Origin of the sequence: Microbacterium sp. UCD-TDU (assembly GCF_000340625.1) — a bacterium.
Taxonomy (GTDB): Bacteria; Actinomycetota; Actinomycetes; order Actinomycetales; family Microbacteriaceae; genus Microbacterium; species Microbacterium maritypicum.
The window spans coordinates 247022-268229 of the sequence record NZ_AOSO01000005.1; the positions used below are offsets into that span (position 1 = coordinate 247022).

17 protein-coding genes are annotated in these 21208 nt (G+C 69.0%); 14 read left to right on the top strand and 3 right to left on the bottom strand.

The window, feature by feature from the left end:
• Window positions 1-4: 4 nt before the first annotated feature.
• Window positions 5-1264 carry a branched-chain amino acid ABC transporter permease gene (locus D514_RS21235; RefSeq protein WP_229778988.1) on the bottom strand — a complete coding sequence of 420 codons (1260 nt, stop codon included), beginning with the start codon at window positions 1262-1264 and terminating at the stop codon, window positions 5-7.
• A gap of 342 nt (window positions 1265-1606) precedes the next feature.
• Between D514_RS21235 and guaB the strand changes: the two genes are divergently transcribed.
• Entirely contained in the window at window positions 1607-3109 is a 1503-nt protein-coding gene (gene guaB, locus D514_RS21240) for an IMP dehydrogenase (protein WP_017828274.1), read from the top strand.
• 72 nt (window positions 3110-3181) lie between these two features.
• Here the strand turns inward: guaB and D514_RS38330 are convergent, their stop codons facing one another.
• Window positions 3182-3655, bottom strand: a complete 474-nt coding sequence (locus tag D514_RS38330; RefSeq protein WP_081603823.1) for a DUF4190 domain-containing protein — start codon at window positions 3653-3655, stop codon at window positions 3182-3184.
• A 169-nt stretch (window positions 3656-3824) separates the two neighbouring features.
• On the opposite strand from D514_RS38330, the gene D514_RS21250 reads away from it, so the two are divergent.
• The 10 genes from D514_RS21250 (at window position 3825) to D514_RS21290 (ending at window position 13226) form a co-directional block, all read left to right on the top strand.
• The gene (locus D514_RS21250; RefSeq protein WP_017828276.1) at window positions 3825-4139 is read left to right on the top strand and encodes a DUF2277 domain-containing protein; all 315 of its coding nucleotides are present in this window, start codon (window positions 3825-3827) and stop codon (window positions 4137-4139) included.
• A gap of 146 nt (window positions 4140-4285) precedes the next feature.
• Entirely contained in the window at window positions 4286-5329 is a 1044-nt protein-coding gene (locus D514_RS21255; protein ID WP_017828277.1) for a response regulator, read from the top strand.
• A complete protein-coding gene (locus D514_RS21260; protein ID WP_017828278.1) occupies window positions 5329-6318 on the top strand; it encodes an ATP-grasp domain-containing protein in 990 nt (329 codons plus the stop codon). The genes D514_RS21255 and D514_RS21260 overlap by 1 nt, the downstream gene beginning before the upstream one ends.
• Entirely contained in the window at window positions 6315-7028 is a 714-nt protein-coding gene (locus tag D514_RS21265; protein ID WP_017828279.1) for a PHP domain-containing protein, read from the top strand. Before D514_RS21260 ends, D514_RS21265 begins: the two co-directional genes overlap by 4 nt.
• Window positions 7028-8515, top strand: a complete 1488-nt coding sequence (locus D514_RS21270) for a glycosyltransferase (RefSeq protein WP_017828280.1) — start codon at window positions 7028-7030, stop codon at window positions 8513-8515. The genes D514_RS21265 and D514_RS21270 overlap by 1 nt, the downstream gene beginning before the upstream one ends.
• A complete protein-coding gene (locus D514_RS38815; RefSeq protein ID WP_017828281.1) occupies window positions 8512-8655 on the top strand; it encodes a hypothetical protein in 144 nt (47 codons plus the stop codon). The genes D514_RS21270 and D514_RS38815 overlap by 4 nt, the downstream gene beginning before the upstream one ends.
• Window positions 8652-8999 carry a response regulator transcription factor gene (locus D514_RS21275; RefSeq protein WP_017828282.1) on the top strand — a complete coding sequence of 116 codons (348 nt, stop codon included), beginning with the start codon at window positions 8652-8654 and terminating at the stop codon, window positions 8997-8999. Before D514_RS38815 ends, D514_RS21275 begins: the two co-directional genes overlap by 4 nt.
• Window positions 8996-10801, top strand: a complete 1806-nt coding sequence (locus D514_RS21280; protein ID WP_017828283.1) for an ATP-binding protein — start codon at window positions 8996-8998, stop codon at window positions 10799-10801. The genes D514_RS21275 and D514_RS21280 overlap by 4 nt, the downstream gene beginning before the upstream one ends.
• A 106-nt stretch (window positions 10802-10907) precedes the next feature.
• A complete protein-coding gene (locus tag D514_RS21285; protein ID WP_017828284.1) occupies window positions 10908-11459 on the top strand; it encodes an OsmC family protein in 552 nt (183 codons plus the stop codon).
• Window positions 11460-11537: 78 nt separating this feature from the next.
• Window positions 11538-13226, top strand: coding sequence for an ABC-F family ATP-binding cassette domain-containing protein (locus D514_RS21290; RefSeq protein WP_031205372.1), 1689 nt, complete (start codon window positions 11538-11540; stop codon window positions 13224-13226).
• Between the two features lie 13 nt (window positions 13227-13239).
• Here D514_RS21290 and D514_RS21295 read toward each other — a convergent pair whose 3' ends face one another.
• Entirely contained in the window at window positions 13240-14325 is a 1086-nt protein-coding gene (locus D514_RS21295; RefSeq protein WP_017828286.1) for an FAD-dependent oxidoreductase, read from the bottom strand.
• Window positions 14326-14398: 73 nt separating this feature from the next.
• Between D514_RS21295 and D514_RS21300 the strand changes: the two genes are divergently transcribed.
• The 3 genes from D514_RS21300 to D514_RS21305 all read left to right on the top strand — a co-directional run bounded on the left by D514_RS21300 (window position 14399) and on the right by D514_RS21305 (window position 21190).
• Window positions 14399-15514, top strand: coding sequence for a GuaB3 family IMP dehydrogenase-related protein (locus D514_RS21300; protein ID WP_017828287.1), 1116 nt, complete (start codon window positions 14399-14401; stop codon window positions 15512-15514).
• Between the two features lie 58 nt (window positions 15515-15572).
• On the top strand, window positions 15573-16337 hold the full coding sequence (locus D514_RS0118865; RefSeq protein ID WP_051056541.1) for an SURF1 family protein: 765 nt from the start codon (window positions 15573-15575) through the stop codon (window positions 16335-16337).
• A 233-nt stretch (window positions 16338-16570) separates the two neighbouring features.
• Window positions 16571-21190, top strand: coding sequence for an ExeM/NucH family extracellular endonuclease (locus D514_RS21305; RefSeq protein ID WP_031205373.1), 4620 nt, complete (start codon window positions 16571-16573; stop codon window positions 21188-21190).
• Window positions 21191-21208: the final 18 nt, after the last annotated feature.

The following is a 21208-nucleotide window of genomic DNA, read 5'->3' on the forward strand; positions in this document are numbered from 1 at the left end:
GCGATCAGCCCAACCTTTCCCTGCGTCCGAGCAGCCCTTGCGGTCTCACGAGGAGGATGACGATGAGCACCACGAGGGCGCTCGCATACTTCAGGTCGGACGGGATCCACAGGGTGGAGACCTCGACCGCCATCCCGACGATGAGGGAGCCCACCAGAGCACCGAATGCGGTGCCGAGGCCGCCGAGCGTGATGGCCGCGAAGATCAGCAGCAGCATCTGCATGCCCATGTCCCACTTCACGCCGGGACGGAAGTAGGCCCAGAGGATGCCGGAGATGGCAGCCAGGGTGCCGGAGAGGATCCAGACGTAGCGGATGACCTTGTCCACATCGATCCCGGAGGCGGCGGCGAGCTGCGGGTTGTCGGAGATCGCGCGCGTCGCCTTGCCGATGCGGGTGCGCGTCAGGAAGAAGGCCACGGCCAGGATCACCACGATGCTCACCCCCATCGCGATCATGTCGATGTAGGACAGCGAGATCGGCCCGAACTGGATCGGTGTGGGGCTGGCGCCGGGGAGCTGGTAGGTGCCGCCGCCGATCATGAACTGGAAGGCGTAGCGCAGCGCCAGCGAGAGTCCGATGCTGACGATCATCAGCTGCACGACGCCGAGACCGCGTCGTCGCAGGGGACGCCAGATGCCGGCATCCAACGCCCACCCGAACAGGCCGCCGCCGATGACGGCTGCGGCGACGCCGAGCCACAACGGGAGGTGCCAGAACGTGGTCGTGACGAGGGCGACGAGGCCGCCCCAGGTCACCATCTCGGCGTGCGCGAAGTTCGACAGCCGCGTGGTGCCGTAGATGAGAGCGGCACCCATCGAGGCCAGTGCCAGCAGCAGGCCGAAGTTCAGGCCGCCGACCAGTCGCGAGAGCAGCTGATCGATGAACGAGACGGTGATCCGCTGGCCCTCACCGAGGAACAGATTCATGATCTTGGTCCCCGTGAGACCGAACTCGACCTCGAAGGAGGCGGTCGTTCCCGCGATCGGCTGCGTGCCCGGTGGCAGCAGGCTCGCGTCGACGATCACACCGTCGGGGAGAGTCGACTCGTCGACCGTCAGCGTGTACTTCTCCTTCTCGGGCACGTACAGGCGCCATTTGCCTTCGGCGTCGGTCTCGGTCTCGCCCTTGAAACCGTTGCCTTCGATCGCCATGACGACGCCTTCGACGGGTTCGTCATCGAAGGTGACGACGCCGGCCAGGTAGAAGTCCGTGACTTCCTGCCCGTCGTCTGTCGTCTCGGCCGAGGCCGATGAGGGGGGCATGAACACGAACGCGCTGAGCGCCATGAGGACAGCGAGCAGCGCGACCACCCAGGGGCGCTTTCGCTGCACGGCGATTGTTGTGGGTCCCACGCAACCTCCACTTTGAGTGCTGTGTCTCTGCGATGTCGGGTTCGACCGCAGGGATGGACGACGCACTTGAGCGTAATGCGCGATCGGCGATTCACCTACGGTCCGTGTCAACAGTCCGATAACGGCGGGGCTCTGGGAATGTTCTCGGGCGTGTCTCGCTTAGAATCTTCATACGGGCCGCGGCCCCGCACCGGCCGACGTCGACCACCCCCTCGCACTCGGACATGCGCGACTCGCGCAGAAGGAGAATCCATGGAACAGCACGATCCCTTCGGCTTCGTCGGACTGACGTACGATGACGTGCTGCTGCTCCCCGGGCACACCGATGTGATCCCCAGCGAGGCCGACACCTCGTCGCGGATCACGCGCCGCATCTCGGTCGCCACCCCGCTGCTCTCGAGCGCGATGGACACGGTCACCGAGTCGCGCATGGCGATCGCGATGGCGCGAGAGGGCGGCATCGGCATCCTCCACCGCAACCTCTCCATCGCCGACCAGGCCGCGCACGTCGACCGCGTCAAGCGCAGCGAGTCCGGCATGATCACCGACCCCATCACGACGACGCAGGACGCGACGGTCGAAGAGGTCGACAACCTCTGCGCGAAGTACCGCATCTCGGGTCTTCCCGTCGTCGACGACGAGGGCAAGCTCGTCGGCATCATCACGAACCGCGACATGCGATTCGTCTCGGGCTTCGAGCGTCAGACCACCTTCGTCAAGGACGTCATGACCAGGGAGAACCTGGTCACGGCCCCGGTCGGCGTGGCCGCGGGCGAGGTCATCGCCCTGTTCGCGAAGCACCGCGTCGAGAAGCTGCCGCTCATCGACGGCGACGGCAAGCTCGCCGGCCTCATCACGATCAAGGACTTCGACAAGAGCGAGAAGTACCCGCTGGCCACCAAGGACGACCAGGGTCGTCTGCGCGTCGGCGCAGCCATCGGCTTCTTCGGCGATGCCTGGGAGCGTGCCGAGGCGCTGCGCGACGCCGGCGTCGACGTTCTCGTGGTCGACACCGCCAACGGGCAGTCGCAGGGCGTGATCGATCTCGTTCGCAGGCTGAAGGCCGACGAGTCCTTCGCCCACATCGACATCATCGGCGGCAACGTCGCGACCCGCGAAGGCGCCCAGGCCCTGATCGACGCCGGCGTCGACGCCGTCAAGGTCGGAGTGGGCCCCGGGTCGATCTGCACCACACGCGTCGTCGCCGGTGTCGGAGTGCCCCAGGTCACCGCTGTCTACGAGGCGTCTCTCGCCGCCCGCCCCGCCGGCGTCCCCGTGATCGCCGACGGCGGCCTGCAGTATTCGGGCGACATCGCCAAGGCGCTGGTCGCCGGTGCCGACGCCGTGATGCTCGGCTCGCTCCTGGCCGGAACCGACGAGTCTCCCGGCGAGATCGTGTTCCAGTCCGGCAAGCAGTTCAAGCAGTACCGCGGCATGGGTTCGCTGGGTGCGATGCAGACCCGCGGCAAGCAGACCTCGTACTCGAAGGACCGCTATTTCCAGGCCGACGTTCCCAGTGACGACAAGCTGATCCCGGAGGGCATCGAGGGGCAGGTGCCCTACCGCGGACCGCTCTCCGCCGTCGCCTATCAGCTGGTCGGCGGACTGCGACAGTCGATGTTCTACGTCGGCGCGCGCACCATCGAGGAGCTCAAGACGCGCGGCAAGTTCGTGCGCATCACGTCTGCGGGTCTCAAGGAATCGCACCCGCACGACGTGCAGATCGTGGTCGAGGCTCCGAACTACAAGAAGTAGTCGTCAGCCTAAGCACGAGGGACCGGATGCATTTCGCATCCGGTCCCTCGTGCTTCGTGCGTCGCGCACGGGTCAGCCGCAGGTATAGGTGACCCCGTTGACCTCCCAGACGCCCGTGCCGAGTTCGGCGCACATGCCGAAGATGGCGGCGAAGAAGGCGATGAAGAGAATGATCCCGATGATCTCGATGATCGTCAGGACCGCGCCGACGACGATGCCGGCGATCGCGAGCCCCTTCGGCTGTCCGCCCTTGCCGAGCTTCACGGCGGCGACGATGCTCAGGATGAGGCCGATCGGGGCCGCCACGAACGCGAGGACGAGTCCGATGATCGACAGCACGCGCCCCGGTGGGCTCGGCTCGGGCTGCGGATACGCAGGCGCGGCGGGCGCCGCATAGCCGGCGGCGGGCGCGGCACCCGGCCCGGCGTCCCACGTCGGAGGTGCGGCCGGAGGTGCGGCCGGAGGTGCCGGGGGCGCGGTCGGTGGTGGTGTCGCCGGGTTCGAGGAATTCGGGACGGGCGGTTCGGGGAACGGGGGATTCGTCATGTTCTGTCCTGTCGACGGGGTGAGAGGTCACGCGCAGGCGGTTCCGGTAGCCCCGAGCGTAGCGAGGGCCCTCCGCTCGCACCATCCCCCACGGTGCGCGGCCGGTGGGCCGGGGCGGGCTCCGGTTCCTGCCCTTCCGTCGATCGGCGAGCGGGCGTAGCGTGCGGGTATGTGTCGGAACATCGTCCCGTTGAACAATCTCGAACCCGCAGCCACCGATGAGGAATGCCACGATGCCGCCCTGCAGTTCGTGCGCAAGATCGCCGGGACCACGGCGCCGTCCCGCGCCAACCAGGCCGCCTTCGACAGTGCGGTCGGCGAGATCGCCCACGTCGTGAGCCGTCTTCTGAGCGAACTCGTGACCACCGCGCCACCGAAGAACCGCGAAGACGAAGCGGCGAAGCGGCGGGCGAGGTCCGCGGAGCGCTACGAGGCGATCCGGGTCTTCCAGCAGGAGAAGCGTGCCGCTCGCGCGGGAGGGTAGGGGAAGCGCCGTCGGCGACGGCGACGCCGTATGCCAGAATCGACATACCCCGCTCGACTTTCCCTGCGGTCCCGGTGTTGAAGGCGCCGAGATCGCGTGACCGATCCCCATCGGTCAGGGAACCTCCCCAAGGAGAGCTGTAGAAAATGTCTGAGGATTCTCCTCGCGTACTCGTCGTCGATGACGATCCAGACGTCGCCTTGCTCGTGAAGACCGTGCTCGAGCGGCGCGCCGGATGCATCGTCGATGTCGCCGGAGATGGTCTGTCGGCTGTGGAGCGCGTCGCCGCCGTGCGTCCCGACGTCGTCGTGACCGACATCGAGATGCCGGGGCTCAGCGGTCTGGAGCTGCTGGCCGAGCTGCGGCGCACGGTGCCCTCGGTTCCGGTCGTGGTGATGACCGCTCACGTCTCCGTCGAGTACGCGGTCTCCGCACTGCGGGCGCAGGCCGATGAGTTCCTGACCAAGCCGCTCGACAACGGCAAGCTCGTCGAGGCGGTCATGCGTCTCGTCGAGGAGGGCCGTCGTCGTCGCGAAGAGACCCGCAAGCCCGAGCGCGTGCTCGCGATCGGAGCGCACCCCGACGATGTCGAGATCGGCGTCGGAGGACTGCTCGCCGCGCATGCCAGGGCTCAGGACGAGATCACGATCCTCACTCTCTCCCGCGGAGCCAGAGGGGGAGATGCCGACAGCCGGCAGAACGAGTCCCTGGCGTCTGCCGACATGCTGGGCGCCCGTCTCTTCCTGAAGGATCTCGTCGACACCGAGATCTCGGGAGGCGGCTCCACCGTCCGGATCATCGAAGAGGTCGTGCAGGAGGTCCAGCCGACGATCGTCTACACCCACTCGAGCCACGACCGCCATCAGGATCACCGCGCCGTGAGCGAGGCGACCATCGTGGCCACGCGGCGCGTGGGAACGGTGGCCTGCTACCAGAGCCCGTCCTCGACGATCGACTTCCGCCCCACGCGGTTCGTGCGCATCGATCACTTCCTCGACGACAAGCTCCGGCTGCTCGAACGCTTCGGCTCCCAGACCGCGAGTCGTGACTACCTGGAACCCGAGTTCGTCACGGCGACGGCGCGGTACTGGTCGAGGTTCGGCGGGGGCACCGCCGTCGAACCCCTGGAAGTGGTGCGCGAGACAGCCGAGTTCATCGGCGCCCACGAACTCACACGACGGGAGAGCTGATGACCACGCGTGTGCTGGTGACGGGTGCGGGCGGACCGGCGGGCGTCGCCGTCATCCGATCGCTGCTTCGCCGATCCGACCTGACCGTGTTCGCCGCCGACATGGACGGCTGGGCGAGCGGCATCTACCTCGTGCCTCCGGCGCAGCGTCGTCTGGTGCCGCCGGGGAGGGATGACGACTTCGTGCCGGCGATCGCCCGGATGGTCGCGGAAGACGACCTCGACCTGGTGATCTCGACCGTCGACGTCGAACTCATCGCCCTCGCGGGGCGCCGCGACGAGCTGGCTCCCGCGGTCCTGGCGGCGCCGTCGGCGGAGACTCTGCACACCGCGCTCGACAAGCTCGCTCTCGCCGAGCGCTGCGCACCGACCGGGCTCACCCCGCGCACCGTCCTCGCCGGACCGGACGCCGAGGCTGTCGACTGGGAGTTCCCGGTCTTCGCCAAGCCGCGTCAGGGGGCGGGCAGCCGCGGTGTGCGGCTGGTCCCCGATCGTGCAGCCCTCGAGGCGCTGCCGGGTGACGAGGGGCTCATCGTGCAGGACTTCCTCCCGGGGGAGGAGTATTCGGTCGATGTCATCGCCGACGCCGCTGGCGCCATCGTCGCCGCCGTGCCCCGCACCCGCGCCAGAGTCGATTCCGGTGTGGCGATCGCCGGACGCACCGTGCGCGACCCCGAGCTTGAGGAGACGGCGGCATCGATCGCGCGCGCGATCGGGCTCGTCGGCGTCGCGAACGTGCAGCTGCGTCGCGATCGCACCGGCCGGGCCGTGCTGCTCGAGGTCAATCCACGCTTCCCCGGTGCCCTGCCCCTGACGATCGCGGCCGGCGTCGACATCCCGTCGCTCGTCGCCGATCTGTTCCTCGGACGCGAGCTGCCCGTGCGTATCCCGTTCCGCGAGATCGCCTCGGTGCGCTTCCTGGAGGATGTGATCGTCGAGATCAACGACGTGCTGGTCTCCGACCATGCGGGGCACCAGGAGGAGCTGTGAGCCACGCGCTGCTTCGCGGCGACCACCATGTGCATTCGACGTACTCGGACGATGCGGTCTCGACGCTCGCGCAGAACGTCGAGGCGGCGGCATCGGCCGGGTTGACGACGCTGCGGCTGGTCGATCACGTGCGTCGGAGCACCACCTGGGTGCCGGAGTACCTCGCCGCCGTGCGTGCCCTCAGGGTTCCCGACGGCCTCACCGTGCTCACCGGGGTGGAGGCGAAGATCCTCGACGTCGCCGGCGCACTCGACGTGCCGCCGCTTCCGGACGGGATCGATCGGATCCTCATCGCCGACCACCAGTTCCCCGGCGTCGACGGCCCTCTCGGCCCCTCCGCCGTGCGGGAGCGGATCGCCGCAGGCTGGGCGAACGACGACGTGCTCGATCAGTTCGTCGACGCGCTCATCGCGACGATGCGTCGGTACCCGGGGAACCAGCTCGCGCATTGCTTCTCTATCCTCCCGAAGATCGGGCTGTCGGAGGCCGACGTGGGCGCAGAGCGGACGGATGCCTGGGCACGAGCCGCCGCCGAGACCGACACGCTCGTCGAGGTGAACGAGAAGTGGGGCTGCCCCGGGGCCGGGGCCTTGGCCGCATTGCGTCGTGCCGGCGCGACGATCGTCGCCTCCACCGACAGCCATGACGCCTCGGAGGTCGGCCGATACTCCCGGATCCTCCCGTTGCTCGACGCGGGGGAGGCATCCTGATGACGGACCTCTCGGTGCTGGAGACCGTGCTGGTCATCCTCCTCCTGCTGTGCGTCCTGGTCGGCACACTGCCCGTGATCAACACCGGATTGCAGTTCCTCGCGCTGCCTCTGCACGCGTTCCGCAACCACTACGGCAAGGCTGCGCCGTACCACCCGAACGTCGCCGTCATCATCCCGGCGTGGAACGAGGGGGCGGTGATCGGCCCCGCGATCGAACGTCTGCTGCAGTTGGAGTACCCCGCCGAGCGCCTCCGGATCTTCGTCGTCGACGACGCCTCCACGGACGACACCCCCGCGATCGTCGGCGCGAAGGCGCAGTCCCACCCCGGTCGCGTCGTGCATCTGCGGCGCGAGAAGGGCGGCGAGGGCAAGGCGCACACTCTCAATCACGGCCTCGACGTGGTCCTGGCCGACTCCTGGACCGAGTCCGTGCTGATCATGGACGCGGATGTGATCTTCGCGCGCGACTCGCTGCGCAAACTCACCAGGCACCTCGCCGATGAGAAGGTCGGCGCCGTCACCGCGTACATCGCGGAGGGCAGCCGCGACCGCAACTACCTCACGCGGTTCATCGCTATCGAGTACGTGATCGGGCAGCTCTCCGCCCGTCGCGTGCAGAACGTGGGCGGCGCGATCGCCTGCCTCGCCGGCGGTGCGCAGCTGCACTCGCGGGCGAACCTCGAGGCCATCGGCGGACGGATCCCCACGGGAACACTCGCCGAGGACACGATGACGACGTTCGAGGGGCAGCTCAAGGGGCGGCGGATGGTGTTCGAGCCGCACGCGGTGGTGCTGGCCGAGGAGCCGCGGACGATCGACAGCCTGTGGAAGCAGCGGCTGCGCTGGGCGCGCGGGAACGTGCAGCTCACCTCGATCTACCGCAAGCTCTGGTTCCGTCCGAGCCGGGAGCACAACCTGGGCAGCTTCGGGTTCGGTCTCGCGTGGTTCACGATCCTGCTGCTGCCCGCCTTCATGCTCCTGGCCGCGGCGGGGATGCTCGCACTGCTCGTCCTGCACAGCGACATCGCCGAGTTCGTCTTCCGCTTCATGTGGATCTCCGCAGCCTGCATCTACCTCTTCTCGATGCTGTACTCGGTGCAGCTCGATCCGCGGACGGGCCGGCATTCCTGGCGCGAGGCGATCATGTTCCCGGGGCTCGGGGCGTTGATCCTGATGGCCATCGCACTGTTCCCCTGGGCGTTCGAGTCGCTCCTCACCGTGATCGGGCTGGGGCTCACGGATCAGTCGCGCTTCATGTGGGCCGTGATCTTCTACCTGTGGGGACCGATCTCGATGCTCGGCATCTGGCTGGCGCGTGCCGTGGAGCCCCTTCCCGGCGGCCGGTTCTTCGCCGGCCTGCTGCTCTACGTCTGCGGGTACGGCTCCCTGCTGTGCGCGATCACGGTCGATTCCTACATCAAAGAGTGGCGTCGGGCTGATGCCTCCTGGATCAAGACCGAGAAGATCGGACGTGTCGACTCATGACCGAAACCCCGCCGCATGATGCCGAGGAGGACGAGATCGTCGAGGACGCCAGACGAGAGCGCCGGCTCATCCCGCAGGCGCTGCTCGCCCTCGCCGTCGTGGTCGTCGTCGTCGTGGTGCGAGAGCTGTTGCTTCGATGACCGGCAGGCCGCTGGCCCTCGTCGTCGAGGACGCCCCTGACCAGGCCGCGCTGCTGCGCCGCTACCTCGATCGCGAGGGCTTCGACGTCTTCGTCGCCCGCGACGCGGAGTCGGCGATCGCGGAGTTCCCCGAGATCGACCCCGCCCTGGCTGTGCTCGACCTCCTCCTTCCCGGCATCTCGGGTCAGGAGTGCGCGCGCGCAGTCCGGGAACGCTTCCCGGAGTGCTTCCTCGTGATCAGTTCGGTGCTCGACGCCGCCGACTATCCGCCGGCCGACGCCGTCCTGCCGAAGCCGATCACGGGCTCCGATCTGCATGCCATCGTGGAGAGGGCTCGACGATGAGGGCGACACCGCTGGATCGCGCGGAGAACCGCTGGTACCAGGTCTTCGACAACCCGAGCCCGCTGCTCAAGCAGGCGCCGACGGTCATCGCGACGGTCGTCGCGGCGATCCTGACCTGGTGGGTCCCCGATCTTCCGATCTCTCGCATCGCACCGGCGGTGGCAGGGGTCGCCGTCGTCCTCGTCGCCACGGTGGTCGCGGCCGTCCTCACGGTGCGCGGGGTCCATGAGGGCTGGGTCGTGCTGCTCATCCCCATCGTCGACATCGCCGGCCTCGGGCTCTTCCGCACCGGCACCGGGGGTCCTGCCTCGCTCTTCTCGTCACTCGTGCTGCTGCCCGTGGTCTGGCTGGCTGCGGCCCCCGGCATCCGGTGGGTGTTCGTCGTCGGCGGATTGACCTCCATCGCCCTGCTGATGCCCTACTTCACCGACCCGCCCGAGACCTCGGTCGAGTGGCTGCGCGGGGTGGTGGGTCCCCTGGTCTTCTCCGCGGTGGCCGCCGTCATCAACCAGCTCTCGCGGCAGCAGCGCATGCGCGTCGAGCAGGCGGAGGAACTCGTCGCCGAGCGCACCAGGTCGCTGTCGGAGAACGTCGCGATGATCGTGCAGCTGCGCGACAAGGAGCGTCAGTACCGAGAGCTGTTGGACTCCTTCGAGAGCCTGTGGTCATCGATCACGGCGCAGGCGGTGATCGCCACGGACCGCGGCGGCATCGTGACGGCCTGGAACCCCGGGGCCGTCCGGCTTCTCGGTCTGCCGGTCGACGAGGCGCTCGGCGGTATCCGCATCGATCGCTTCTTCTCGAGCGCCGCGCTGTCGATGCTGGCGGCGGACAACGCGGAGTCCCCGCACGCGGTCGACGGCCTGCCGATGGCAGACGGCGCGCTCGCCCCCGGCATCAGGGCTCTGTTCGCCCAGGCCGACGCGGGGCTCACCGTCGACGGCGACATCGAGGTGGTCACGGCCGGAGGCACCACGGTTCCGGCGCGCGTGACCGTCAGCCCGCATAAGGACGGCGCCGGCGCGCAGCAGGGCTATCTGTTCGTGCTCACCGACGAGACCAGGGCCGTCGAGGTCGCCCGCATGAAGGACGAGTTCGTCGGGATGATCTCGCACGAGCTGCGCACGCCCCTGAGCGCGATCATCGGCTTCCTCGACCTCCTCCAGAACGATCCGGCGCAGCCGCTCACCGACGATCAGCAGGAGTTCGTCGGCATCATCGAGCGCAACGCGCAGCGTCTGCTCAACCTCGTCGGCGATCTGCTCTTCACCGCTCAGGTCGAATCCGGGCGATTCCCGCTCGAACGCGAGGAGGCCGACGTCGCCGCGCTGGTCCGGTCGGCGGTGGCGTCGGCCGGCCCGCACGCGCAGCGAGAGGGGATCGAGCTCGTGGCCGAGGTCGAGCCGGGTGCCGTGCCCGTCTTCATCGACGCCGGCAGGGTGGGGCAGGCCATCGACAACCTGCTCTCCAACGCCATCAAGTTCACCCCGCGCGGGGGCACGGTCACCGCCCGCGTGCGCGCGGTCGACGGCGGTGTGGAGTTCTCGATCGCCGACACCGGGGTCGGCATCCCCGAGGACGAGCAGGGGATGCTCTTCACCCGCTTCTTCCGCGCATCGACCGCGACACGCAATGCGGTGCCGGGGGTGGGGCTCGGTCTCACGATCACCCGGGCGATCGTCCTGGCGCACGGCGGGACGATGGAGGTCTCGAGTCAGGAGGGCGTGGGAACGGAGTTCCGCTTCATCCTGCCGGCGGCTCCCCGCACCGAGGTGCTGATGAGTCTGAGCCGCGCCGACTGATCGCAGTTCCGGAGGCGAGGACACCGCCGTGACGCCGTGTGTCCGGGTGTGAAGCCCGATGACGGACGGCAGGCGCCACGCGGGCGCTGCTCGCTAGCGTCGGGCCATGACTCTTCTCCAGGAACAGCTCGCGGGTGTCGCCGACGTCACCGCGGCCGAGCGTGCACAGCGACTCACCGACGCCGGAACGGCGTGGAACGAGCGGATCGCGGCGGACGACGCGAACGCCCAGCTCACCTACCGGGTCAGCGGTCGGGGCATCGGGTCCGTGGCGACCGAGATCCGTGCGGGAAAGCACCGCTTCCTCGTCGACGAACCGGGTGCGCTCGCCGGTGACGATGTGGCGGCGAGCCCGGTCGAGTACGCGCTGGGCGCGCTGGTCTCGTGCCAGGTCGTCGTCTACCGGCTGTACGCGCAGGCTCTCGGACTCACGATCGACGAGATCGAGATCACGGCCGAGGGCGACCTCGATGTGCGCAAGCTCTTCGGCATCGATGAGTCGGGGCGCGCCGGATTCCACGACGTGCGGGTGTCGGTCGACATCACGGGCCCGGACGGTGCGGAGCAGTACGAGAACCTGCGCGCCGTCGTCGATGCGCACTGCCCGGTGCTCGACCTGTTCGCCGCGCCCGTTCCGACGTCCAGCGTTCTCGCCTGAGCGGAGTTCGGAGCATCGCTGCTCCGCCTGATAGCCTGGTCGGCTCGGCATGCGCGGGCGGAAGGACGGCCACGCACCGTGGGCTCTATCGATGTATCCAGCGTCTCCTTGACGCTTCCTGACGGCAGACCGCTTCTCGATGAGGCGAGCTTCCGTGTCGGCGCCGGCTCGACGAGCGCGCTGATCGGCCCGAACGGCGCAGGCAAGACCACCATGCTGCGGATCATCCGCGGCGACCAGGCCGCCGATGACGGCGTCGTCACGATCGACGGCGGGCTCGGCGTCATGGACCAGTTCGTCGGCCACGGCGAGGCCGGGGAGACGGTGCACCAGCTTCTGGTGCGCGTCGCCCCTGCACGCATCCGCGGGGCTGCCGAGGCGCTCGAGTCCGCCGAGAACGCGCTGATCGAACGCGACGAGCACGACACGCAGATGGCCTACGCCTCGGCGATCGCCGAGTACGCGGATGCGGGCGGCTACGAGCACGAGACCGTCTGGGACCAGTGCACGATCGCAGCCCTCGGTGTGCCGTACGAGCGCGCCAGGTATCGCGAGCTCACCACCCTCTCCGGCGGAGAGCAGAAGCGGCTCGCACTCGAGGCCCTGCTGCGCGGCCCGGATGAGGTGCTGCTTCTCGACGAGCCGGACAACTACCTCGACGTGCCCACCAAGAGGTGGCTGGAGGAGCAGTTGCGGCAGACCTCGAAGACCGTGCTGCTGGTTTCGCACGACCGGGAACTGCTCGCACGCGCCGCCGATCGGCTCATCACGCTCGAGCCCGGAGGCGCCGGTGCCACGGCCTGGGTGCACGGCGGCGGATTCGGCACGTACCAGCAGGCGAGGACCGACCGGATGGACCGGCTGGACGAGCTGCGCCGGCGCTGGGACGAGCAGCACGAGAAGCTGCGCACCCTGGTGGCGAACCTCAAGGTGAAGGCCTCGGCGAACGACGGTTTCGCCTCGCGCTATCAGGCCGCCCAGACCCGCCTGCGCAAGTTCGAGGAGGTCGGCCCTCCCGAGGAGCGCCCGCCCGCCCAGGAGTTCGACATGAGGTTGCGCGGCGCCCGCACGGGCAAGCGGGCCGTGGTCGCGCAGCGCCTGGAACTGACCGGGCTCATGCGTCCGTTCGACACCGAGGTCTGGTACGGCGATCGGGTGGCCGTGCTCGGATCGAACGGATCGGGCAAGTCGCACTTCCTGCGTCTGCTGGCCCGCGGCGGCAGCGACCCCGACTCGACGCTGGGCCATGTCACCTCGACGGGCGAGCAGCTCGGCCCGGTGGAGCACACGGGCACCGCCACCCTCGGAGCGCGGGTCGTTCCCGGACTGTTCGCGCAGACGCACGCGCATCCTGAGTTCGTCGGGCGCACGCTGCTGGAGATCCTGCACCGCGGAGACGATCGTCGTGCCGGGATGCCGCGGGACGCCGCGAGCTCGGCTCTGGACCGCTACGGACTCGTGCGGCAGGCCCAGCAGACGTTCGACTCGCTCTCGGGAGGACAGCAGGCGCGGTTCCAGGTGCTCCTGCTCGAGCTCTCCGGTGCGACGCTGCTGCTGTTGGACGAGCCGACCGACAACCTCGACCTGGAATCGGCCGAGGCGCTCGAACAGGCACTCGCGCGCTTTGCGGGCACGGTGCTCGCGGTCACGCACGACCGCTGGTTCGCGCGGTCCTTCGACCGGTTCCTGGTGTTCGGAGGAGACGGCGAGGTCTACGAGTCGGATGAGCCGGTGTGGGACGAGAAGCGGGTGACGCGCACGCGGTGATGCCTCCGGGCGCTCAGGGCAGCCGGAAGGGCTCAGCGGCGCGCGCGTCGGGGTCGGTGGCGAGGTCGGCGAGCACTGCACCGACGCCCGGTGCGAACTTGAAGCCGTGGCCGGAGAATCCGGCTCCGACGACGATCCGGCCTTTCCGGTCGAGCACGAAGGTCCCGTCGTCGGTCGAGGTGTAGGTGCAGCTGATCGGCACCGCGGATGCCGGGTCGAGGCCGGGCATCCACTCCCGCACGTAGTCGGAGAGCGCGCGCTGGTGCGTCGGCAGGTGCGGCCGGGCATCCGGGTCGACGGCGTCGCCGACACCGTGGAACCCCACCTTGACCCCTTCGCCGGGTGTCGGCATGCCGTACACGGCCGCGGGGTACACCTCCGGGTCGACGTCGTGGTTGAACGACGGCCACGGGGCCTCCGTCAGCGGCAGGAAGTGCGCCGGCGTCTCTTCGGTGACGGTGAGGGCCGGCAGGTCGAGGCGCGGGAGGAGCGTGCGCGTCCACGCGCCGGCCGTCACGACGAGGGTCTGCGCGCGCAGCCGGGTGCCGTCGGCGAGGCTGACCTGCGCACCGTCCGCCGTCTCGGCGATGTGCGCGACCGGAGTGCTCCAACGCACTTCGCCGCCGTCGGCGACGATGCGCCGCTCCAACTCCCGCAGCGTCTCGGTCGCTCGTACGACCCCGCCATCCGAGGACCACAGCACGTCGCCGTCGAAGCGCATGCCCGGCCACCGGGTGCCCGCCTCGACGGGGGAGAGGACCGTGTTCGGGATGCCGCGGGCATCGAGCCCCTCCTGCACGGCTGCCATGTCGATACGGCCGTGCGTGACGAGTCCGTGCAGACGCAGAAGCGGCTCGCCGTCGACGTCTCCGAGCGCATCCCAGCCGGCACGGGCGCGCACGAGCAGGTCGAGGTAGTGCTCCTCGCCATAGGCGTTGTTGAAGTTGCGGGTCGCGCCGTGCGATGCGCCTTCGTGGTGTCCGCGGGCGAATCGCTCCAGCACCACGGGTCGAAGGCCTCGGCGCACCAGCTCCCAGGCGGTGGCCAGGCCCATGACGCCCGCGCCCACGACCACGATGTCCACGTCGTCGGTCCTCATGCTGCCTCCCGGTCTCGGATCCAGTCTCCCAGCACGGGCGACGGCGGCCGCCGGGTAGGCTGGAGGGGTGACCATGGAGATCGAGCTCGGCCGAGGAAAGCGTGCACGTCGCGCGTACACGTTCGATGACATCGCGGTGGTGCCTTCCCGGCGCACGCGCAACCCGGAGGATGTGTCCACCGCCTGGACGATCGACGCCTTCGGCTTCGGCATCCCGGTGCTCGGCGCACCGATGGACTCGGTCGTGAGCCCGCAGACGGCGATCATGCTCGGTCAGCTCGGCGGTCTGGGCGTGCTCGACCTCGAGGGTCTGTGGACGCGCTACGAGAACCCCGAGCCGCTGCTGGCGGAGATCGCCGGCCTCGACGCGGCGACGGCCACCGTCCGCATGCAGGAGCTGTACTCCGAGCCGATCAGGCCCGAGCTCATCACCCGTCGCCTCGCCGAGATCCGCGAGGCCGGCGTCACCGTCGCCGGGTCCCTGACCCCCCAGCGCACCCAGGAGTTCTACGACACCGTCGCCGCCGCCGGCGTCGACCTGTTCGTGATCCGCGGCACCACGGTGTCGGCCGAGCACGTGTCGAGCGTGGCAGAGCCCCTCAACCTCAAGAAGTTCATCTACGACCTCGACGTCCCCGTCATCGTGGGCGGTGCGGCGACCTACACCGCTGCCCTGCACCTGATGCGCACGGGAGCCGCCGGTGTGCTCGTCGGCTTCGGCGGGGGAGCGGCATCGACCACCCGCGCGACCCTCGGCATCCACGCGCCGATGGCGACCGCGGTCTCCGACGTCGCCGCCGCACGCCGCGACTACCTCGACGAATCCGGTGGACGCTACGTGCACGTGATCGCCGACGGCGGCGTCGGCACGTCCGGCGACATCGTCAAGGCGCTCGCGATGGGCGCCGATGCGGTCATGCTCGGTGTCGCGCTCGCCCGCGCCACCGACGCGCCGGGCCGCGGGTTCCACTGGGGCCCCGAGGCCCATCACCCCAAGCTGCCGCGCGGTCACCGTGTCGAGGTCGGCGGTATCGGCACGCTCGAGGAGATCCTCTACGGTCCTGCGCCCGTCGCAGACGGCACCGCGAACCTCATCGGTGCGCTGCGCAAGTCGATGGCGACCACCGGGTACTCCGACCTCAAGGAGTTCCAGCGGGTCGAGGTCGTGCTCGCACCGTACGAGGCCTGAGGTCCTGCGCTTCACCGTGACCACTCCTGCCCTGTTCCCCCCGACGCTCCGCGAGGTCATGCTCCGGGGACGCTGGATCGCGATGCTCCTGCTCTGCCTGCTCGTGGCCGGAGTCTTCGCCTGGCTCGGTCAGTGGCAGCTGGAGCGTGCGATCGAGACCGACCCGCCCGCGCCCGGTGCCACCGAAGAGGTGCAGCAGCTCACGGATGTCCTCGAGCCCGGCCAGTATCTCCCCGAGCCGCTGGTGGGCCAGCGCGTCGAGACCACGGGGGCCTGGGTCCCCGGCGACTTCATCGTCGTGTCGAGTCGGTTCAACGACGACGTCCAGGGGTACTGGGTCACCGGTCAGCTCCGGGTCGACGACCGTGTCTCCATCGCCGTCGCGATCGGCTGGGCGCCGGACCGTGAGACCGCGGATGCGGCCGTGAAGGACCTCGAGGCCGGCGCCGACGGCTCCGAGGTCGACATCACCGGACGCATCATCTCGGACGAGGGCCCTCGGGTGCCGCCGCATTCCGATCCGCAGCAGCTGGACCGGATGTCTCCCGCTGCTCTCCTCAGCCGCTGGCACGATGCCGACGGTCTCGACGTGTATCGTCCGTACCTCGCCTCCACGACCGCCACCGCCGGGCTGGTCGACATCTCGTCGCCGGCTCCCGATGAGATGTCGCCGGTCAACTGGCTCAACGTGTTCTATGCGGTCGAGTGGGCGATCTTCGCCGGCTTCGCCTTCTACCTCTGGTACCGCCTCGCGAAGGACGCCTGGGAACGCGAGGTCGAGGAGTTCGAAGACGAGGCTGAGGCCAGAGCCACTGCCGGATAACCCGCGCATTCGCGCGCCCCGAGCTGCGCAATTGTGCGGCGCGGCAGGTCGTTAGCGACCTTCGTCAGGGGTCGCTCGGGCCATCCGGTGATCGCTCGATGACGAATCGGAAAACTCCGTTGAGGATGTGGGGACCGCTCCGTATGCTCGCACCATGTGAGCATGCTGGGAGTTTCCCCTGTGTGCCGTGACAGTCCTGAGAAGTGTCGAACCCGATCGAGGAGACAGCACCGATGATGTCCGCTCCAGAGGACGAGAACCGCGCGGTTCCCGTCTCGCACCGTAGAAGTCGGGGGCGCATCGGCGCTCTCGCCGTGACCTGCGTCGCCGCGCTGAGCCTCGGCTCGCTGGCCGCGGTTCCCGCCACAGCCGACACCACGGGCACGGGGGTGGTGATCAACGAGGCGTATCTCTCCGGCGGCAGCGCAGGGGCCGCGTTCAAGAACAAGTTCGTCGAGCTGTACAACCCCACCTCTGCCCCGATCACCCTGGACGGGATGTCGCTGCAGTATCGATCGGCCACCGGCTCGGCCGCCTTCAACGGTGTGGCTCCGCTCACCGGCGTGATCCCGGCCGGCGGCTACTACCTGGTGCAGGGCAACAGCAACGGTGCGAACGGCGCCGAGCTGCCTGCGCCCGATGCCGTCAGCGCCCTGACCCCGAGCGGCACCAACGGCACGCTCGCGCTCGTCGAGGGCACTGCGGCTGTGAGCCTCGCCCCCGGTTCCGTCGTGGGCGTCGACGGCGTCGTCGACCTGCTCGGCTACGGCTCCTCCAACACCTTCGAGGGCACCGCCGCCACCGCACCGGCGGGCAACACCGACGTCAAGTCGCTCAACCGCACGGGCGGCGTCGACACCGACGTGAACAGCGCGGACTTCACTCTCTCCGCCACGATCACCCCGCAGAACTCCGGCGACACCGACCCGGGGACCGGCCCGGGCACCGACCCGACCACGGCCACAATCGCCGAGGTCCAGGGAACGACCGACGTCTCCCCGCTGAACGGGCAGACCGTGCAGGTCGAGGGCGTCGTCACCGCCGACTACCGCACCGGCGGCTACAAGGGCATCGTCATCCAGACGCAGGGCTCCGGCGGCGCGACGGATGCCACTCCCGGCGCCTCGGACGGCGTGTTCGTCTTCCTCAACGCCTTCAACCCCACTCTCGCGATCGGCGACCTCGTCTCGGTGACGGGCGCTGTGAGCGAGTACTTCGGGCAGACGCAGATCAACCCGGCCGCGGCCGGTGATGTCTCCGTCGTCACCGCCGGCGTCGGCGTTCCCGCCGTCACCCCGCTGCCCGCCGCGGTGCAGGGTGCCGACCGTGAGCAGTACGAGAACATGTACGTGGCGCCGGAGGGGACCTACCGTCTCGCCTCCAGTCACCAGCTGTTCAACTTCGGCACGCTCTGGCTGAACGCCGGCGACGCACTCGCCGTCAAGAGCACCGAGACCACGCGTCCGGGCGACGCGGCCGCAGCGATTGCTGCAGCGAACCGCGCCAACCGCATCCTGCTCGATGACGGCTGGTCCATCCAGGTCACGAACAACGGCCACCCCGGCGAGCAGCCCTACTTCACCAAGGACACGGTGGTCCGCAACGGCGACACCGTCGACTTCGGCGACAACGGCTACGTGCTGCAGTGGGGCTTCAACGACTGGCGCCTGCAGCCGGTCGTGCCGATCGACGACTCCTCGTCGGCCGACCTCAAGGTCGGCTTCGAGGCGATGAACCCGCGTACCGACAGCGCACCGTCCGTGGGCGGCGACGTCCAGGTGGCATCCTTCAACGTCTACAACTACTTCACGACGCTGAAGAGCGAGAATTCGAGCGCTCGGGGCGCGGCGAACGCGGCGCAGTTCGCGATCCAGAAGTCCAAGATCGTCGCGGCGATCAACGGACTCGACGCCGACATCGTCTCGCTCATGGAGATCGAGAACTCGGTCAAGCTGGGCAAGCCCATCGACACGGCCCTCAAGGACCTGGTCGCCGGGCTCAACGCCGACGCCGGCAGCGACGTGTGGGGTTACGTGCCCACGCCCTCCGCGTTGAACGACGCGGCGACGACCGACTTCATCACCAACGCGATCATCTACAAGAAGGATGCGGTCAAGCGGGTCGGCGACAGCGCCACCGTCACCGACGAGACCGTGTGGGGCAACGCCCGCGAGCCGATCGCCCAGGCGTTCGACATCGACGGCCGCGTCGTCACCGTCGTCGCGAACCACCTGAAGTCGAAGTCGCCGCCCGAGGGCGCGGGGGCGGAGCCGGCCGACGGCCAGGGCTTCTTCAACGCCGACCGCGTGAAGCAGGCGAACGCGATCCTCGCTTTCACCGCTGAGCTCGAGCAGACGACCGGCAGCGGCGACATGCTGCTGATCGGCGACTTCAACGCCTACGGCAAGGAAGACCCGATCGACGTCTTCACCTCCAACGGGTGGAGCGACCTCGTCGCCGACAAGGCCTCCGGTCAGTACACGTACACGTTCGACGGCGAGCTCGGCTCGCTCGACCATGTGATCGCGTCGCCGTCGCTCGCCTCGTCGATCACGGGCGCGGGCGTGTGGGGCATCAACTCGCCGGAGTGGAGCGATCGCGGCTACGCGTTCGGTGCCACCGAGCAGGGAACGCCCTACCGCTCCAGCGACCACGACCCGATCATCGTGGGCGTCTCCTCGGAGATCCCGCCGGTGAGCATCGACGTCGTCACGGTCAACGACTTCCACGGTCGGATCGAGGCCGACGGCGCCGCCGCGGGTGCTGCGGTCCTCGCCGGTGCGGTCAAGCAGTTCCGCGAGGCGAACCCGAACACGATCTTCGCCGGAGCCGGCGATCTGATCGGTGCATCCACGTTCACCTCCTTCATCAACGATGACAACCCCACGATCGACGCGCTCAACGCGGCTGGCCTCGACGTCAGTGCGGCGGGCAACCACGAGTTCGACCAGGGCTGGGAAGACCTTCGCGACCGCGTGCAGGAGCGCGCGGACTGGGAGTACATCTCCTCGAACGTGTTCGTCACCGAGACCGGCGAGCCCGCGCTCGCACCGGCTTGGGTGAAGGAGCTCGACGGGGTCAGGGTCGGATTCGTCGGTGCGGTCACCGAAGACCTCGACTCGCTGGTCTCGCCCGAGGGCATCAAGGACCTCGAGGTCCGCAGCATCGTCGACTCCGTGAACGCGGTGGCCGACGATCTGCGAGACGGCGACGAGTCCAACGGCGAGGCGGATGTCGTCATCCTGCTCGTCCACGAGGGCGCTTCCAGCGTCGAGCTGTCCAGCATCACGCCGGACTCGCCCCTGGGCGAGATCGTCTACGGCGTCGATGACGACGTGGATGCCATCGTGTCGGCGCACACCCACCTCGCCTACAACCACGTGATCGACGGCCGCCCGGTCGTCTCCGCGGGGCAGTACGGCGAGAACCTGGGCCTGATGAACATCCAGGTCGACCCGAAGACGAAGGACCTGATCTCGATCACCAACGAGATCAAGCCCCTCACCGCTGCGGGCAAGCCGCTGTATCCGGCCGTCCCCGAGGTGGCCGACATCGTCGCCAAGGCGAAGGCCGAGGCCGATGTGCTGGGCGCGATCAAGGTCGGAGACATCACCGCCGACTTCAACCGCGCGCGGCAGACGAACGGATCCGAGAACCGCGGTGGCGAGTCCACCATCGGCAACTTCGTCGCCGACGTGCAGAAGTGGTCCACGGGTGCCGATGTGGCGATCATGAACCCGGGTGGTATCCGGGCGAACCTCACGTACGCGTCGGCCGGAGCATCCGATCCCGACGGCAACGTCACCTACCGCGAGGCGGCGACGGTCCAACCGTTCGCGAACACGCTGGTGACGCTGACGCTCACGGGTGCGCAGCTGAAGGGCGTTCTCGAGGAGCAGTGGCAGCCGGCGGGTTCGGCTCGCCCGTTCCTGAAGCTCGGCGTCTCGGAGGGACTGGTCTACACCTACGACCCCGCCGCGGCACAGGGTTCGAGGATCACCTCGATCACGCTCAACGGCACACCGCTCGACCCGGCGGCGAACTACACCGTCGCTGCCAACTCGTTCCTCGCGGCCGGTGGAGACAACTTCTTCACCTTCAAGCAGGGCACGGGCAAGCGCGACACCGGCAAGATCGACCTGCAGTCCATGGTCGACTGGTTCGACGCGAACAAGACCGCGAGCCCCGACTACGCCCAGCGCGCGGTCGGCGTGACGGTCACCCCCGCGGACGCCGACGGCTACAGCGCCGGCGACCAGGTCACCGTGTCGCTCTCCTCGCTGGCGTTCAGCGCCGGCGAGCCGGCCCCGGGTGAGGTGTCGCTGTCGCTCGGCGGCACGCAGCTCGCGGCCGGTGCGATCGACCCGGCGGTGGTGGACACCACCGACGAGGGCGGGCGCGCCAGCCTGACCTTCACGGTGCCGTCCGGCGTCTTCGGGGAGCAGGTGCTCACGGTCGCCGTGGCCGGCACCGGAACGACGGTGCAGGTGCCGTTCACGATCGCCGGCGAAGAGGAGTTCGCGGGAACGATCGCGCTCGGCTCGTCCAAGGTGACCGCGGGCAAGAGCCTCAAGGTCACTGGTGAGGGCTACGTGCCCGGCGAGACCGTGAGCATCGAGCTGCGTCCGAAGAAGGGCAAGCCGGTCCAGGTCGGCACGGTCCAGGTGCGCGCAGACGGCACGTTCAGCGCCTCGGTCACCGTGCCCAAGAGCGCCCCGTCGGGCAAGTACACCGTCGCGGCGTCGCAGGCCGACGGAGACGCGGCGACAGCCACCGTCACCGTCAACCGCGCCGGAGGCATCATCGGTGCGATCCTCGACTGGCTCTGGGAACTGCTGACCCGGTGGTTCTGATCCGGGAAGAACGGTTCT